Genomic DNA, 15,419 nt, shown 5'->3' with positions numbered 1-15,419 from the left:
GCGCAGCTTGGGCAGCCCGGCACAGCGCCGCAGCCCGGACAGCCGGGCGCTGCCGTATCGCCCGGGCAGCCAGGCCCGCCACCGCAATCCGGCCACCAGGGTGGTCCCGCGCCGCATGGGCAGTCGGGCCCGCCACCGCAACCCGGCCATTGGGCACCGCAGCAAGCCGGGGCGGTGCATCCTGGCCAGCAGTTCGCCCAGCCGTACCAGCAGCAGTACCCGGCGCAGGTCTACCCGCCGCACCCCGCGTTCGCGCGCCCGTTCACCGCTGCTCCGCAAGGTCCGATCCACCGGCCCGCGCCGCAGCAACCGCAGGCGAGTCCGCCGAAGCGGGCGGCCAAGTTGCGTTGGGTCGCGTCCCCGCCGCCGAGTGTCGTTCGTCGTCGGCGTGCCGTGCCCGCGACGCCCTACTCCGGTCCGCCGTCCTATCCGGTGCCGCCGCGCTGGGGGTTCCCGAACCTGACCTGGCGCCGGCCGACGAACGTGCCCGGCACCGCGTCCGGCGAAATCCGGCCGATCGACCGGATCCCGGTGCTCGCGCGGAGCCTCACCACGATCCTCTGGACTTTCGCCGTTCTCGCCGTGATCGCGGCCGGGGCGGAGATCTGGCGGTACGCGCTCCTCGTGGAGAGCCGCGATTCCGCGCTGAACAGCAGCGTCGTCGGGTTCTCCGACGCGTTCGTCATGCTCGCCGGCCTGCTCACCACGATCTTTTCGCTGCTCCCCGCCGGACTCTCGGTCTGGTGGCTGCTGGTCGCCCGACAAGCGGCCGCCGACGAGGCCGATGAAGCGCCGCCGCGGCCGGTCTGGCAGGTGCTTGTGGGCGTGCTGGTGCCGATCGTGAACCTGCCGCTGGCGTTGTCCGTGGTCAGCGAGCTGGAGCACGCCGTGCTCCGCCGGTCCCGCGACAAGCGGCCGAAGCCGTCGCGGCTCGTGCTCGGCTGGTGGGGTGCGTGGGTGGCGAACTGGGTCCTGCTGATCGTCACGATCATCTGGCGGATCCGGCCGGGCGTGCAGGCGATGGCGGACAGCGTCCTGCTGGTCGCGTTCACCGACCTCGCCGCGGCCGTGCTCGCGATCGGCACCGCGCTGGTGATCCGGCGGTTCTCGGATCTGCTGATGCCGATCGCCCCGGAACGTCTGCGTGACTTCCGCGTGCTCAAGATCGAGGGCGCGCCGGATCCCGAACTGCGGACCGCGCGTCCGGTCGGGGCCGCGCGTTAAAGGTCGCCGAGCGCTGGTTCCAGCTGGCCGAACGCGACCGCCGCGGAATCCCGGATCTGCTCCACCAGCTCGTCCGGCTTGACGTCCTGCCAGGTCAGCCGCCAGACGTCGTCGAGAAGGAGCCGCAGCACCGACGTGAGGTGCGCCCCGGCCGTCCGCGACAGCATCTCCCGGTCCGGATGCCGGTCGAGCAGCGCGGCGGAGAGCTCGAATTCCCGGTCGACGTGCATGTCCCGGAGCGCGGACGTGAGGCGTTCGCTTTGGCGCACCATCCGCACGAAGGACACGTCCGCGAACCCGAGCAACGCGCTCGCCTTGTCCAGCTCCGCGAAGCACCCGTCCCGTACGGCGATCAGCGCCGGCGTCTCCGGGTCGGCCCGGACCAGGTTCGCCGGCCAGTCCACGAAGTCGTTCCGGATGTCGAAGACCAGGTCTTCCTTCCGGCTGAAGTGATTCGTGACGGTCATCTTGGCGACCCGCGCCGCCTCCGCGACCTCGGCGATCGTCACCTGGTCGAACCCGCGCTGGATGAACAGCCGCGTCGCCACCGCCGAGATCGTCTGCCGCGTCTCCAGCTTCTTCTGCTCCCTGAGGCTCACCCCGCCCAGTGTACTAGGTCCGACCTAAAATTGTGCTTGACCCATTAACTAGGTTCGACCTAATCTCAGGTCCGACCTAATGAAGGGGGTGAGACGATGACCACGCAGCTTCCGGCGGCTCCGGTCTCCGATGCCGGGCTTCGCCGGCTCGGCGGGGTGCTGATCCTGGGCGCGGTGCTGTCGATCCTCGACGCGACGATCGTGTCGGTCGGGATCGGCGTGATGGCGCGTGACCTGGACAGTTCGCTGCCGACCGTGCAGTGGGTGGCCAGCGCGTACCTGCTGGCCGCTTCGCTGACCATTCCGCTGTCCGGCTGGCTTTCCGACCGGTTCGGCGGCCGTCAGGTGTGGATCGCGGCCGTCGGGCTGTTCACGCTGGGGACGGTGCTGTGCGGGTTCGCCTGGTCCGCTCCGGCGCTGATCGCGTTCCGCGTGCTGCACGGTCTCGGCGGTGGTCTCATGCAACCGGTCGGCCAGGCGATTTTCGCGCAGGCGGCCGGTCCGCGGCTGGGCCGGATGATCGGCGTCGTCACGCTGCCCGCGACAGTCGCGCCGGTGCTCGGCCCGATGCTCGGCGGTGCGCTCGTCCAGGACCTCGGCTGGCGCTGGCTGTTCTTCGGGCTCGTGCCGTTCGGCGTCGCCACCTTGCTGCTCGCCGTCCGGGTGCTGCCGCGCGAGGAACCCGCTGGCACGCACGATCCGCTCGACGTCCGTGGTCTCCTGCTGCTCCCGCCGGGACTCGGTGCGCTCGGCTACGGCCTAGGCGAAGGTTCCACCACGTTCGCCATCGCCGGTGCCGTGCTGCTGATTGCGTACGCCTGGCACGCTCGGCGCACGCAATCGCCGCTGCTTGATCTGAAGTTGTTCGCGCACAAGGCTTTCACTGTCGCGAGCGCGAGCACCTTCTTACTGGGCGCGTCGCTGTACAGCTCGATGTTGCTGCTTCCGCTTTACTACCAGCAAATTCAGCACACGTCCGCTCTCGCCGCTGGCCTCCTGCTTGCGCCACAGGCACTGGGGTCCGCCGTCGTCCTTATCGCAGGCGGAAAACTGCTGGATCGCTTCGGCTCGCGAACCGTCATGCTCACCGGCATCGCGTTGTCGCTCGTGGGCACCATCGCCTTCACTCAGCTCGGTGATTCCCCCAGCCCGACCCTGTTGACAATTTCGCTGCTGATCCGTGGGTTCGGCCTAGGCGCGACCACCACGCCCGGGATGACGATGCTCTACACCTCGCTGGAACGCAGCCAGATCCCGCGTGCGGCGAGCGCGATCAACGTCGTCAACCGCATCGGCGGCTCGCTCGGCACGGCGCTTCTGGTGGCTGTTCTGCACGCGCAACCACCCGGTGCCGCCGCGTTCGGCACCACGTTCACCTGGGCACTCGGCCTTTCCCTGCTGAGCTTTGTCCCCGCTCTCTTCTTCCCGAAAGGAACCCGCGCATGACGCTCCGCCTCTTGGCCGTGCACGCCCATCCCGACGACGAATCAAGCAAAGGCGCCGCGACCCTGGCCCGCTACGCAGCCGAGGGCGTCGACGTCCTGGTAGCCACCTGCACCGGCGGCGAACGCGGCGATGTGCTCAACCCAACTTTGGACCGAGAGGACGTCCGGCGGGATCTGCCTGCCATCCGTCGCCGGGAAATGGCTGATGCGGCAAGGATTCTCGGTATTCGCCAGACATTCCTCGGCCACGTCGACTCGGGATTGGCCACGCCTTCCCCGGCTGGCAGCTTCGCGGAGATTCCCTTGGCGGAGGCGACAAAACCGTTGTTGGAGCTGATGCGGGAATTCCGTCCACAGGTGGTGGTCACCTATGACGAGACTGGCGGTTATCCACACCCCGACCACATCCGCACGCATGAGGTCACCACCGCGGCGTTCGACGAATCCGACGACGACAGCCCGCGCAAGCTCTACTACCTCGCCACCCTCAGCCGATCCTGGTTCGCAGCCATGCACGAGGCGACGATCGCGGCCGGTGAGGAGTCGTTGATGGGCCCGGTTCTGGACGAACTGCCGCCGACCGACGTGCTCACCGTGACCGCCCGCGTCCGCTGCGAAGAACACTTCGCGACCCGGGACGCGGCGTTGCGCGCGCACGCCACGCAGATGGATCCGGGGCATCCGTTTTTCGCCCACTCGCGCGAGATCGAGCGAAAGACTTGGCCCTGGGAGGACTACCACCTTGCCCGCACGAACGGTTCCATCGCGCCAGCCGCCGGGTTGGAGGACGACTTGTTCGCGGGCTTGCGCTGAGGTGTTGTCGTGAGCGACGTTGCCGGTTAGAACCGGCGTAGCCGCTCACGAGCTCTGCCTCAGGCGGTCACCGGCAAAGTCCGCAACCCGCGGATCACGAACTCCGGCCTCCGCTCCGGCTCCGCAGCCAGTCGCAACTCCGGTAGCCGCTTCGTCAACGCCGTCAACGCGGCCGCGATCTCCACCCGGGCCAGCGGTGCCCCGACGCAGTAATGGATCCCCATCCCGAAACCGAGGTGCGCGTTCGGCGACCGGCCCACATCGAGGGTGTCCGGGGCGTCGAACACCTTCGGGTCGCGGGCCGCGGCACCCAGCAGCGCGCCGATCTTCGAACCCTTCGCGACCCGGTGACCAGCGATTTCCACGTCCTCGGTCGCCGTGCGCTCGAACAACTGCAACGGAGAATCGAAGCGGATCAGTTCTTCCACAGCCGAGTCCAGCAACGTTGGGTCGGACCTAAGCCGCTCCCACTCCGGGTAATGGGTGAGCAGCGCGGTCACCCCGTTGCCGATCACGTTCACCGTCGCCTCGTGCCCGGCCATCAACAACAACACCGCGGTGGCGACGACCTCATCGGGGGTGAGTTCGCTCGCGGTCAGGTCCCGGACGATGCCGCGAGGGGAGCCAGCGACGACCTCGCGCAGGTACGCCACGAAATCGGCCGCGGCCTGTTCGGCGGCGTCGCGGCCGTCCTCGGAGAGGCCGTATTCGTACATCTTCACGATGGCGTTGCTCCACGTCACGAGCTGCGCGCCATCCGACGTCGGGACGCCGAGCAGTTCGGCGATGACCGCGACCGGCAGTGGTTGCGCGAGGTGTTCGAGCAGGTCCGCGCTGCCGTCGGCGGCGATTTTCGCGGCCAGGGTGTCCACCATGGACTCCGCGAGTTCCGCGACCATCGGCCGCAGCCGCTGCACGTGGCCCCGGCCGAATTCGCCCGCGATGACGCGGCGCAGGCGGGTGTGCGCCGGCGGTTCGTTCTCCAGCAACGAGTTGCGGTGCAGCAGGTTGAACGACGCGAACCGTTCGAGCGGCTGCGCGTCGGTCCAGATGCGGCCAAGCCCGCGGTGCCGGAGCACGGCGGCGGACGCGGCGTGCGAAACCGTGATCGCGATGCCGAGGCCGTCGTGCTGGTGCACCTCGCCCTCGGCGCGCAGCGCGGCGAACGCGGGGTACGGGTCGGCGAGGAAGGCGGGATCGCGAGGGTCGAACACGAGCTGACTCTAACCCGCGAGCCTGGACGGCCGGTCCCTTCGATAGCGTCTGACATCGAGTTCCGAGGAGGCTGAAATGGGTAAGGGCGCGCGTAAGAAGGGTCCCAAGCCGGACCGCAAGCCGAAGGTGCGCGACGTCTTCGTCGGGCAGCCGTTCGAGGGTCTGGCCGCGGAGCCGGAGCTGATCGCGTTGCGCGAGTTCGTCCCGTCGGCCACGGCGAAGCTGACGCTCGCCGACGGCGGCGACGTCACGCTCGGCACGGTGCTGCCCATGGCCGCCGCGGCGTTCGTCCGCTCGGACGGCGAGCGGTTCCTCGGCCTTCAGGTGCAGACCCGGTCCTCCGACATCAGCCGCGACCTCGGCCGTGCGCTGCGCTGGCTGCTCGACGCCGAACCGGGCGACGTGCTGTCGGTGCCGGACACGACGTCGCCCACCGACCCGGACGAGCACAACCGGCTCCAGGACCTGCTCGTGCCGAGCGCGGAGCTGGAGGTCGCCCTCCACACCGACTTCGCGTGGTGGCTGCCCGAGGACGCGGACGCGACCGGCGACGTCGCGGTCTCCCTCGAGCGCGCGAACGCCGCGATCATGCCCACCGACCGGCTCGGCTCCGGCGCGTACTGGGTGCTCGCCGGCGAGAAGGCGCACCTGCGCTGGGTCCGCCCGGAACCGGAGAACCTGCTGCTGCAAGCGCTTGCGCGGCTGTCCGCGGCCGGCACGCTCGGGCTCGGCGAGGGCACCCGGTACGCCGGGTCGTTCCGTGCGCACGGCCTGCTCGTCCCGGTGTGGGACCTCGACCCCGAGGCGCACGCCCGGGAGTGGGCCGAGCCCAAGGACCAGCTCGGCGCCCGGCTGGACGAGGCGCTCAAGTCGCTCGACGCCGAGCCGCTCAACGCCGCCGAGCGGCGTGCCCGAGACGGGCTGATCGGACGCCAGCTCACCATTCGCTGACTTGTCCACCTGTGGACAACTCGACCCGAGTTGTCCACAGGTGGATGATCGCCGCGTGATCCTCCACATCTGCACCCGCGGCGAGTGGGCCGCGGTGCCCGCCGACGGCGAATACCGCGCGTTCTCGCTCGACGACGCCGGATTCATCCACTGCTCGGACCCGGGCACCGTCGCCCTTCCCGCCAACGCCGTCTTCCGCGGCCAATCCGGCCTGGTCCTGCTGGAAATCGATCCCAAGCTGGTCGACGCGCCCGTCCGCTGGGAGGACGGCGACCCGCCGGACCCGCGCGGAATCCAGTTCCCGCACATTTACGGGCCGATCCCGCGAAACGCTGTGGTCGCGGTACACGATTTCCCCACTGACGCGGACGGTGTCTTGAAGCTGCCCGAGTCGCTTTCCGTGCGCTGACCTCAGTTGTCCACAGCTACGGAAAGTAGCGACGGAGACGGGACAACCCTCGGGGGCGCTCATGCGTGGTGGGGATGACGAGGAACCGTCGCTCGACGCGGTCATCCGGGGAGGGGGCGATACGGTGACGGCAGCCGCATTGCCCCTGACCAGCGGGGATCCGCCCTGGGCCGGTCAGCAGGCGGAGACGGTCAACGCCATCACGGACTTCGGCGACTTCGTGCGCGAAGCCCTGCCCGGGCTGCTCCGCTACGGCCACGTCCTCACCGGAAACCCGCACGACGCCGCGGACCTCGTGCAGACCGTGCTCGAAAAGATCGGCGCACGCTGGTCGTACGTGCAGCAGAAGACCGGCGACCCGCTCGCGTACGTGCGGCGTTCGATGGCGAACGCGCACGTCAGCCGCTGGCGTCGGACGCGGCGGGAGAACCTCGTCGCGGATCTGCCGGACACCAGCCCGTGCGCGCCGAAGGACCCGTTCGAGCATGAGCCGCTGTGGCAGGCGCTGCGCGACCTCCCGCCGCGGCAGCGCACGGTGATGGTGCTGCGGTACTACGAAGGACTGTCCGAAGCGGAGATCGCCAAGGCGCTGGACATCAGCCAGGGGACGGTGAAAAGCCAAGCGAGCAAGGCGATCGCGTCCCTGCGGGCGAAAATGAGGAACCAGGAAGGAGGCGACGCCGGGTGAGTCAGCCCGACGATCTGGAACAGCGGCTCCGCGCCCTCCTCGCCGACGACCGGCTAGCCGTCGAACCAGCCGAGGACGCCGCGTCGGCCATCGTGGCCGGCGCGCGCAGGCGGCGGCGCAGGCAGCGGATCATGACGTCCGCGGCCGGGGCGGCGTGCGTGCTCGCGGTGGCGTCGGCCGGGCTGGTGGCGATTCAGTTGCGCACTCAGCCCGCCGCGACCGGCGTCGCCGCCCAGCAGGTCGCTTCGGCACAGCCCACGCTGCCTTCTTCGGTGCCCGAGCCCCCGTCGAGCGCCGAATCGACGCAGGTGCAAGCGCCGCCCGTGCCGATGGAGCCCACCGCGGCGGACCCGCCGGTGCCGCCCGCGCGTCCGCATCACACGAAGCCGGCGCCGCCGAAGACGACGCCGCCGAAAGCCGTGTCCGGAGCGCTGGTGACCGCGGACGGCCTTGGCGCGGTGAAGCTCGGCATGACCGAGCAGCAGCTCACCGACCAGGGCATGAAGCTCACGACGGTGAAAGAGTCGGCCGGCTGCACTTACTACGACGTCAGCGGTGCCGGGGTGCCTGCCTCGACAGCTGTCGTGTCGGCGGAGAACGGCGTGGTCGCGGTGAAGCCCGACGGTGCCGCGCACACCCCGGAAGGCGTGGGCGAAGGGTCGCCGAAGGACCAGGTCACCGCGACCTATCCGGGTACGTCGGAGTCGGGGAGCGCACTCGTGTCGCCGACCGGTGACCAGGGCGCGTACCACTTCACGCTGGATTCGGACGGGGCGGTCCAGGCCATCGAGGTCCGGGCGAAGACGCAGGACTGCGCCGGCTGAAAAATTCCGCGAGCCGATGTCGATCTGGCTCCGCGCCGCTCGTGTAGCGGGTGACGGGCCGATCGGCGGCCCGCGGAAGCGGAAGGACATCCCCGATGCGTTCGATCAGCGTCACCCTGAGCATCACCCTCGACGGCGTCGTCCAAGGCCTCGGCCGCAGCGACGAGGACACGCGCGGTGGGTTCGACCTAGGCGGCTGGGGCAATGGCTACAGCGACGACGTCATGGCCCGCGAGATGGGCAAGGGTATGAGCCGGCCCGGGGACATGTTGTTCGGCCGGCGTACCTGGGAGGACTTCGCCACGGCTTGGGGGCCGCGGACGGACGGGAATCCGTTCACCGCGCACATGAACGCCGCGACTAAGTACGTCGTCTCCACCACCCTCGACAACGCGGACGCCTGGCAGAATTCGGTGCTGCTGCAGGGCTCCGCAGTGGAGACCGTGGCGGAGCTGAAAGCCTTGCCGGGCAAGGATCTTTCGATCATCGGCAGCGTTTCGCTCGTGCGCGCGCTGCACGTCGCCGGGCTGGTCGACCGCTACACCTTGCTGATCCATCCGCTGACCCTCGGCCGCGGCGCGCGGCTGTTCGAAGGACCGGCTCCGCTGACCGAGTTTTCGCTCGCCGGCAGCGTCGCGACGACCACCGGCGTGCTCATCGCGCACTACGAGCGGCGCTGAAGTTATCCACATGGGGAAGCCCGGTTGTCCACACTGGGGACAACCGGGCTTCCGGCAAGCGTCGAGCGCTTACAGCGCGCCACCCGCGACCGGGGGCATCCCGGCGTCCGCGCCGGCGTCGCCGACAGCCTCGCGGTGCAGGAACTTCTCGATCTCGTAGACGTTGTCACCCGCGCGGCGCGCGACCGTGACGAGCGTCGACATCTGGGAGATCTCCTCGACCTGCTCCTTGAGGAACCACTGGGTGAACTGCTCGCTGATGTAGTCCTCCTCGGCTCGCGCGGCCTTCGCGAGCGCGGAGATGTCGGCAGCGACCTCCTTCTCCTGATCCAGCGCGAGCTCGAGCAGCTCGAGCGGAGCGGAGAACTCGTTGCGCACCTCGCCGGTGCCGGGGACCTCGACGTGGTGGTCGCGGTCGAGCATGTACTGGACGAGCGCCATCGCGTGATTGCGCTCCTCGACGGACTGCTTGTAGAAGTGCTTCGCGAGCTGCGGCAGGTCCTCGTTGTCGAACCAGACCGCGAGCGCGATGTACTGCTGGGAGGCGTTGAACTCGTTGTGGATCTGCGCCTGCAGCAGTTCGTAAAACTTCGAGCGCGGTTCTTTCTTCGTAGCGGCCATGTCCATCACCGTACGTCAATGTCCGATTGTTTTCCACTTTTGGCTGGTGATCTCCACCCTATTAGGGTTACCATTCCTCAAGAAGGAAATACTTATTTTGGTTAGCCTTCCCTTAATATGTGCGCCCTTATTAAGGAGAGGCTAACTTTTCTTTGCCGGGGGATCGCGGCGCACCGGGCACGACATGCAGCGCGGGCCGCCGCGGCCGGACCCCAGTTCGGACCCGGTGATCGGCAGCACCTCGATGCCCGCCGCGGTGAGCCGCTCGTTGGTCTCCGCGTTGCGTTCGTATCCCACGACCACACCCGGGGCCAGTGCCAGCGTGTTGTTGCCGTCGTCCCACTGTTCGCGCTCCGCGGTGACTGGGTCGAGGCCGGTGTCGATCACCCGCAGCCGGTCGATCTCCATCGCTTCCGCGGCGGCTTCGAGAAACGGCGTCGGGCCCGCCACTTTCACTCCGCCGTCGCCAGTCGGCTTGATGGTGAACGCAGTCAGGGAATCGCGGGCGAGCGGATACATCACGACGGCATCGACATCGACCATCGTGCATACGGTGTCGAGATGCATTGTCGCGCGCGATTGTTCGATCGGCACCGCGAGGACGGTATGCGCGAGTCCGTCGGCGAATACGGAACGGGCGAGCGATTCGGCGCCGGCCGGAGTCGTCCGTTCGCCGACGCCGATCGCGACGACGCCGGGGGCCAGCAGCATCACGTCGCCGCCTTCGATCGGCGCGGAATGCGCGCCGTAAGCGCGGGCGGCGTGGCGGAATCGCGGATGGTAGGCGTAAATGAGGTCGAGCAGCGCCGTTTCCCGCCGCCGCGCGGGCATGGTCAGCGACGAGATCGCGACGCGGTCGCCGATCCACGCGGACGAATCGCGGGTGAACAGCAGATTGGGCAGCGGATCGACGGCGAAGTCGCGCGGATGGTGCATCATCCGCACCAGGGACGCGCCCTCGGCGGACGGCAACTCCTCGAACGTCATGCCCGCCATCAGGACCTCGGCGAGGGTGGGCGCGCCGACGCTCGTGAGATGCGACCTCAGCGAGTCCGCGAGGTCGCTGCCGAGCCGCCGGTCGTCCACCGCGGCGTGGACCCCGGCGGCGTGCGCACGCGGATCTTCCAGCGCGGTGCGGAGAACGTCGGCCAGCAGGAGCACTTCGACGCCACGTCCGCGCAGGACGTCGGCGAACGCGTCGTGCTCCTGCTGGGCCCGGCTCACCCACGGGATGGAGTCGAAAAGCAGCTTGTCGTTGTTGCGGGGCGTGAGCCGTTTCAGCTCGTTTCCCGGCCGGTGCAGCAGTACTGCCCGAAGCGGCCCGACTTCGCTGTCCACCCTGGGAGGTGCGGTGCTTTCGCTCGTCTCGCTCACGAAGTGCGAGCCTAATGAGCGGGCATCACGGGAGCCAGGAAAGACGGCCTTTCAGCAACGAATAGCCGACGAAGGACACCACATCGAACAAAGTATGCGCGGCGATGAGCGGCCACAGCCGGTTGGTCCGCTGCCACACGCGGCCGAACACGAGCCCCATCACGAGGTTGCCGACGAACCCGCCGAAGCCTTGGTACAGGTGGTAGGAACCGCGCAGCACCGCGGCGCCGAACAGCGACGCGTTCTCGCGCACGCCGAGCTGCCGCAGCCGCGTGAGCAGATAGCCGATCACGAGCACTTCCTCGGCGAAAGCGTTGCCGAACGCGGAAAGCGTCAGCGCGATCGGCCGCCACCAGGTATCGCCCAAAGTGGACGGTTGCACCGCGAGGCTGAACCCGAGGTGATAGGAGACGAAGTACAGCGCGAGCCCGGGAATGCCGATCAGCGCGGCGATCCCGACGGTGATGAGCGCGTCGGAACGGATGCGCCTGCTCAGCCCGATTTCGCGCAGTTTCATCCCGGCCCGCCACAGCAGGTACAGCCCGAGCCCGCCCCAGCCGATCAGCTGCGCGGCGCTCAGCAGCTGCTGGAGCAGGTCCAGCAGGCTCGCCGCCGCGCGCGGGACGTTGAGCTGCACTTGCTGCTGCGCCAACGGGGTCGGCCGCAACAGTGAGTCCACAAGGGACAGCAGGCTGCGCGCGCCGGACAGCCCGAGGGTGATGCCGAAAACGAGGACCAGCTCGATCTTGACCGCCCGCCGCTCGCGCGGATCGGTGAGCTGAGCCGGGAACGCCGGAAGTGCCGGGTTGAGCCAGGATCGCAGGCCCGACGGCCGTCCGGAACGCTCTGTGGTGCGCATGAACGCACGCTACCGTCGGGGTATGCCGAGGACTATCGCCACCAACACGAAGGTCGAGCGCGCCGAACTGGTCGCGTTCCTGAAGCCGCGTCACCGCGCGATCCTGGTGACCACCCGCGCCGACGGGCGGCCCCAGCTGTCCCCGAACACCTGCGGCGTCGACGACGAGGGCCGCATCGTCATCTCGACCTACCCGAAGCGCGCGAAGGCGGTCAACCTGCGGCGCGAGCCGAAGGTGTCGGTGTGCGTGCTGTCGGACGAGTGGAACGGCCCGTGGGTGCAGGTCGACGGGACCGCGGAGGTGCTCGACCTGCCGGATTCGGTCGAGCCGCTGGTCGACTACTTCCGCAGCATCTCCGGCGAGCACCCGGACTGGGACGAGTACCGCGAGGCGATGCGCAAACAGGGCAAGAGCCTGATCCGGATCACGATCGACCGGTGGGGGCCGATCGCGACCGGCGGCTTTCCCCCGGAGCTGGCCGAGGACTGACGGTCAGTCCTCGCCGTGCTGGTGGCGCAGGAACGGGCAGCCGAGCAAGCGCCGCAGTTCCGCGGCCAGCTGCGGCGGGCTGTCGACGGTGCGGGAGAACGCCAGCCGGACGTCGTGGTCGCCCGCCGGTGATTCGACGCGCAGGCGCAGGCCGTACCGGTCGAGGCCGAGCGGGCGGATCCGGCCGCCGCGCAGGTCCGCGGGCAGGTGCCGGCCCAGCTGTTCCACCACGTCCGGATGGTCGCTTTCCAGGTGCCGCAGCCATTCGGCCTCGTAATCGTGGAACGGGTCCGGCGGGGCCGCGCTGAACATGTGCGGCCGGAGCGAATGCGTGCCCTCGGCGTCGGCGAGGACCAGCGACGCCGGGGTCAGCCGGAGCAGCGTGAGGCCGTGGCCGACGTCGAGGAGCCGGTGGTCCGGCCGCTGTTCGGCGATCGACACCGCGCGGGCGCGGGCCGACACCTCCGTCAGCGGCCGGAGCCATCCGGTGATCCACAGCAGGCCGCGGACCGGTTCCCGCAGCGCCACTGGGGCGTGGTCGGCGAGCTCGACCATGACGGCGAGCTCGCCGCGCTGAGCCTGCCGGGACGCGCGCACCATCGGGTGCTCGTCCGGCAGAAGAATGCTGACGCTTCCGCTGTGGTGCACGTGATGCAGGACGGGCTCGACGCGTTCGGCCTCGCAGCCGGCGCTCTCGACGGTCGGCATGATCGTCGCCGGGCCGCCGCGGGTCGCGATCGTCTTGGCGCGTTCGGCGGGATTCGGCGCGGGCGGGCGGCGCACGGATACGGGTGCCTCGGTCACGGCTCACCTCCTACTTAGGTGAGCCTAACCTGAATTGCCACGCGAAGGGAAGAGTGCGCGCGAAGATCACCCACGGGGCGGGAAAACGCTGGTCAGCGGATCGGCTTAAGGGTGGGACCGCGTGGAAGCGGCTCGATCGGCCGGTTGATCCCGGGTCGGGAAGGCCTTGAAATGCGTCCGCAGAGCGAACGATTTTGTCCCCATGCCGTACGCTACTAGCGTGTCAGTCGTGTCAAGCGCTGTGGAACTCACGCCCCCCGGCCCCCGTGGAATTCCTCCCCTGTTCGCGCGGCTCGTCGACGACTCGGCGCTCTTCCCGCCGGCGGACGTCGCGATGCCGGAGGCGCTGCGTGCGCACTTCGAATCGCGCGGCGGGGAACACGCCGGGGTGCTCGGGGTTTTCCTGTGCCAGGCCTCGCGGCTGCCGGAGCTGATCACCGAGCTGATCAAGATCAAGCCCAAGGAGCCGCTGCCGCTGTCGCTGATCATCGACACCGGGCTGGGCGGCGTTCCGAAGGCGATCTCGATCGTCGAATCGCGCAGCGAGCTGCTGTCGCTGCGGATGGTGGAGATGCCCGCCCCGTCCGACGTCGACGAGGTGTGGCTCGAACGGGTCTCGGAGTTCGTGCCCGAGGACGTCATCCGGGTGGTCGAACCGCGCCGCGGCGTCGGCTGGCTGGACGGCGTCCGCAACGTGATCGAGCACGGCAGCTGGCCGAAGATCCGCTGCGGTGGCAAGGCGGGGGAGAACTTCCCCAGCGTGGACGAGGTCGCCGACTTCCTGTCCGTGGTCAGCGGCTCGCCGGGAGCGTCGTTCAAGGCGACGAACAGCCTGCACCGCGCGGTCCGGCACGTCGACCCGGAAACCGGCTTCACGCATCACGGCTTCCTGAACCTGCTCGTCGCGTCGGCGCGCTGCCTCTCCGGCGGCGACGTCCGCGCGGCGCTGGAATCGACCGACGGCAAGGCGCTCGCGGACGAAGCGCGCGCTCTGCCGGAGCCGGCCGCGAAGGCGGTCCGGCAGCTGTTCGGGTCGTACGCGGCGGCGTCCTTCGCCGAGCCGGTGGCCGACCTGGGTGAACTCGAGCTGTTGTGAGCACGGAGGGGTCGCTGACCCTCGACCGCGGTCTGGCGCTGCTGCAGGCGGTGGCCGATTCGGGTGAGCAGGCGGCGACCATCTCCGAACTCGCGGTGACCATCGGCGCGAGCCGCGCGGCGGTGTACCGGCTGCTGGTGCCGTTGGCCGAACGCGGCCTGATCTGGCGGGACGGCACGAAGGTGCGGCTCGGCGTCGGAGTGCTGCGGCTGGCCGGTCAGGTGCTGCCACAGCTGCGCGAGGCCGCGCGGCCGGTGTTGCGCGAGCTGGCCGAGAAGGTCGGCGCTACCGCGCATCTGACGGTGGCGCAGGGCGATCACGCGCAGGCGGTCGCGGTGGTGGAGCCGTCGTGGACGAGCTACCACGTGGCGTACCGGGTCGGCAGCAGGCACGCGCTCGCCGCGGGTGCGGCGGGACGGGCGATGGCGTTGCGGCCCGGCGGCACTGACAAGTGGGCCGTTTCGACCGGCGAGATCGAGGCCGGTGCTTCTGGCGTCGCCGCGCCGGTGCGGGGGGTTCCCGGTCTGCGGGCGAGCGTCGGGGTGATCTCGTTGGAGCCGTTGGCTTCGGACGAGGTGGGGCCGTTGGCGGTGGAGGCGGCTTTGAAGCTTGCCGAGGTGCTGCGGACCTAGCGGCGGGACGCGGCGACCAGCGGGCGGACCATGGTCAGCAGCAGCGCCAGGTCGACCGTGAACAGCAGCCGCTCGAACAACCCGAGCGTCACTTCCTGCTGCGCGGGCCCGGTGAGCAGGGTGAACACGAAACCGCCCAACACCACCGCCACGCTGGCGAAACTCGCGACGGCCAGCCGGCGGATCGTCGTGCGGCGCGGCTCCCACGGGCACGATCGGCCGCCGCGGCGGGTCAGCAGCCAGGCGGCCGTGGGGAGCGCGAGGAAGGCCGTGAGGGCGGCGGCGTTGTGCAACTGGCCGTCGAAGGAACGGGCTTCGCCGTTGGGGTCGACGGGGACTGTCGCGCAGATCGTGAGGCCGGCGCACCACACGCCGAGCAGGATGACGACCGCGGGCGAGCGGCGGGCTTTGACGAGCCCGGCCAGCAACGCCAGCGAACCCAGCGCGAGCGCGAGGCACATGACGGCGAACAGCCGCGCGGCCGAATGGTCGCCGAGCCTGCCGTAGACGTACTCCGACAGCGTCTGCCAGATCGGGCTGATTTGCGCGGAGAGCCGCAGGTGCAGGTCTGTGGCGATGAGCACCGCCGCCCCGATGCCCGCCAGCGCGAGCCTGCCGTGCACCGGCGACACCGGCGACACCGGCGACACGGCGGCGCGGGAGGTGGTCGGCACGGGCGCTCCTCGGCGGTCATG

Annotated in this window: 18 protein-coding genes; 11 read left to right on the top strand and 7 right to left on the bottom strand. The window is 69.6% G+C overall.

Annotated features, from left to right (window positions below; all coding sequences use genetic code 11):
- Window positions 1-285: 285 nt before the first annotated feature.
- Window positions 286-1,224 carry a DUF4328 domain-containing protein gene (locus tag FKO37_RS02660; protein WP_238608210.1) on the top strand — a complete coding sequence of 313 codons (939 nt, stop codon included), beginning with the start codon at window positions 286-288 and terminating at the stop codon, window positions 1,222-1,224.
- On the opposite strand, the gene FKO37_RS02655 is transcribed toward FKO37_RS02660, so the two are convergent.
- A complete protein-coding gene (locus FKO37_RS02655) occupies window positions 1,221-1,823 on the bottom strand; it encodes a TetR/AcrR family transcriptional regulator (RefSeq protein WP_238603640.1) in 603 nt (200 codons plus the stop codon). The two genes, FKO37_RS02660 and FKO37_RS02655, sit on opposite strands and share 4 nt — an antisense overlap.
- Before the next feature lie 96 nt (window positions 1,824-1,919).
- Between FKO37_RS02655 and FKO37_RS02650 the strand changes: the two genes are divergently transcribed.
- Window positions 1,920-3,269 (top strand): DHA2 family efflux MFS transporter permease subunit, encoded by a 1,350-nt coding sequence (locus FKO37_RS02650; protein ID WP_238603639.1) that lies wholly within the window; start codon window positions 1,920-1,922, stop codon window positions 3,267-3,269.
- Complete coding sequence (gene mca, locus FKO37_RS02645) at window positions 3,266-4,081, top strand: mycothiol conjugate amidase Mca (protein ID WP_238603638.1); 816 nt, start codon at window positions 3,266-3,268, stop codon at window positions 4,079-4,081. Before FKO37_RS02650 ends, mca begins: the two co-directional genes overlap by 4 nt.
- Window positions 4,082-4,140: 59 nt before the next feature.
- On the opposite strand, the gene FKO37_RS02640 is transcribed toward mca, so the two are convergent.
- Window positions 4,141-5,295, bottom strand: a complete 1,155-nt coding sequence (locus tag FKO37_RS02640; RefSeq protein ID WP_134727988.1) for a cytochrome P450 — start codon at window positions 5,293-5,295, stop codon at window positions 4,141-4,143.
- 76 nt (window positions 5,296-5,371) lie between these two features.
- Between FKO37_RS02640 and FKO37_RS02635 the strand changes: the two genes are divergently transcribed.
- The 5 genes from FKO37_RS02635 to FKO37_RS02615 all read left to right on the top strand — a co-directional run bounded on the left by FKO37_RS02635 (window position 5,372) and on the right by FKO37_RS02615 (window position 8,848).
- The gene (locus tag FKO37_RS02635; RefSeq protein WP_134664509.1) at window positions 5,372-6,247 is read left to right on the top strand and encodes a DUF5926 family protein; all 876 of its coding nucleotides are present in this window, start codon (window positions 5,372-5,374) and stop codon (window positions 6,245-6,247) included.
- 55 nt (window positions 6,248-6,302) lie between these two features.
- Window positions 6,303-6,656 carry a DUF952 domain-containing protein gene (locus tag FKO37_RS02630; RefSeq protein WP_238603637.1) on the top strand — a complete coding sequence of 118 codons (354 nt, stop codon included), beginning with the start codon at window positions 6,303-6,305 and terminating at the stop codon, window positions 6,654-6,656.
- Between the two features lie 124 nt (window positions 6,657-6,780).
- On the top strand, window positions 6,781-7,344 hold the full coding sequence (locus FKO37_RS02625) for a SigE family RNA polymerase sigma factor (RefSeq protein WP_238603636.1): 564 nt from the start codon (window positions 6,781-6,783) through the stop codon (window positions 7,342-7,344).
- Entirely contained in the window at window positions 7,341-8,168 is an 828-nt protein-coding gene (locus tag FKO37_RS02620; protein ID WP_238603635.1) for a hypothetical protein, read from the top strand. Before FKO37_RS02625 ends, FKO37_RS02620 begins: the two co-directional genes overlap by 4 nt.
- Before the next feature lie 95 nt (window positions 8,169-8,263).
- Entirely contained in the window at window positions 8,264-8,848 is a 585-nt protein-coding gene (locus FKO37_RS02615; RefSeq protein ID WP_238603634.1) for a dihydrofolate reductase family protein, read from the top strand.
- Window positions 8,849-8,917: 69 nt separating this feature from the next.
- Here FKO37_RS02615 and FKO37_RS02610 read toward each other — a convergent pair whose 3' ends face one another.
- The 3 genes from FKO37_RS02610 to FKO37_RS02600 form a co-directional block, all read right to left on the bottom strand.
- Window positions 8,918-9,469, bottom strand: coding sequence for a ferritin (locus tag FKO37_RS02610; protein ID WP_238603633.1), 552 nt, complete (start codon window positions 9,467-9,469; stop codon window positions 8,918-8,920).
- Window positions 9,470-9,610: 141 nt separating this feature from the next.
- The gene (locus FKO37_RS02605; RefSeq protein ID WP_134728058.1) at window positions 9,611-10,807 is read right to left on the bottom strand and encodes an arginine deiminase; all 1,197 of its coding nucleotides are present in this window, start codon (window positions 10,805-10,807) and stop codon (window positions 9,611-9,613) included.
- Window positions 10,808-10,868: 61 nt separating this feature from the next.
- Entirely contained in the window at window positions 10,869-11,702 is an 834-nt protein-coding gene (locus tag FKO37_RS02600) for a CPBP family intramembrane glutamic endopeptidase (RefSeq protein WP_051728584.1), read from the bottom strand.
- A gap of 22 nt (window positions 11,703-11,724) precedes the next feature.
- Between FKO37_RS02600 and FKO37_RS02595 the strand changes: the two genes are divergently transcribed.
- Window positions 11,725-12,192 (top strand): PPOX class F420-dependent oxidoreductase, encoded by a 468-nt coding sequence (locus FKO37_RS02595; protein WP_037806990.1) that lies wholly within the window; start codon window positions 11,725-11,727, stop codon window positions 12,190-12,192.
- Window positions 12,193-12,195: 3 nt separating this feature from the next.
- Here the strand turns inward: FKO37_RS02595 and FKO37_RS02590 are convergent, their stop codons facing one another.
- Window positions 12,196-12,996: a DUF2470 domain-containing protein gene (locus tag FKO37_RS02590; protein ID WP_134727982.1), complete on the bottom strand. Its 801-nt coding sequence runs from the start codon at window positions 12,994-12,996 to the stop codon at window positions 12,196-12,198.
- Window positions 12,997-13,237: 241 nt separating this feature from the next.
- Here FKO37_RS02590 and FKO37_RS02585 point away from each other — a divergent pair, with 241 nt between their 5' ends.
- Window positions 13,238-14,092, top strand: coding sequence for a hypothetical protein (locus FKO37_RS02585; RefSeq protein ID WP_268744717.1), 855 nt, complete (start codon window positions 13,238-13,240; stop codon window positions 14,090-14,092).
- On the top strand, window positions 14,089-14,724 hold the full coding sequence (locus FKO37_RS02580; protein ID WP_043837868.1) for an IclR family transcriptional regulator: 636 nt from the start codon (window positions 14,089-14,091) through the stop codon (window positions 14,722-14,724). The genes FKO37_RS02585 and FKO37_RS02580 overlap by 4 nt, the downstream gene beginning before the upstream one ends.
- Here FKO37_RS02580 and FKO37_RS02575 read toward each other — a convergent pair.
- Window positions 14,721-15,398, bottom strand: a complete 678-nt coding sequence (locus FKO37_RS02575) for a DUF998 domain-containing protein (RefSeq protein ID WP_238603632.1) — start codon at window positions 15,396-15,398, stop codon at window positions 14,721-14,723. The genes FKO37_RS02580 and FKO37_RS02575 overlap by 4 nt on opposite strands.
- Between the last annotated feature and the right edge of the window lie 21 nt (window positions 15,399-15,419).

This window comes from Amycolatopsis sp. Poz14 (genome assembly GCF_006704225.1).
GTDB classification, from domain to species: Bacteria; Actinomycetota; Actinomycetes; order Mycobacteriales; family Pseudonocardiaceae; genus Amycolatopsis; species Amycolatopsis nivea.
This window is presented reverse-complemented; position numbering and strand designations above follow the sequence as displayed.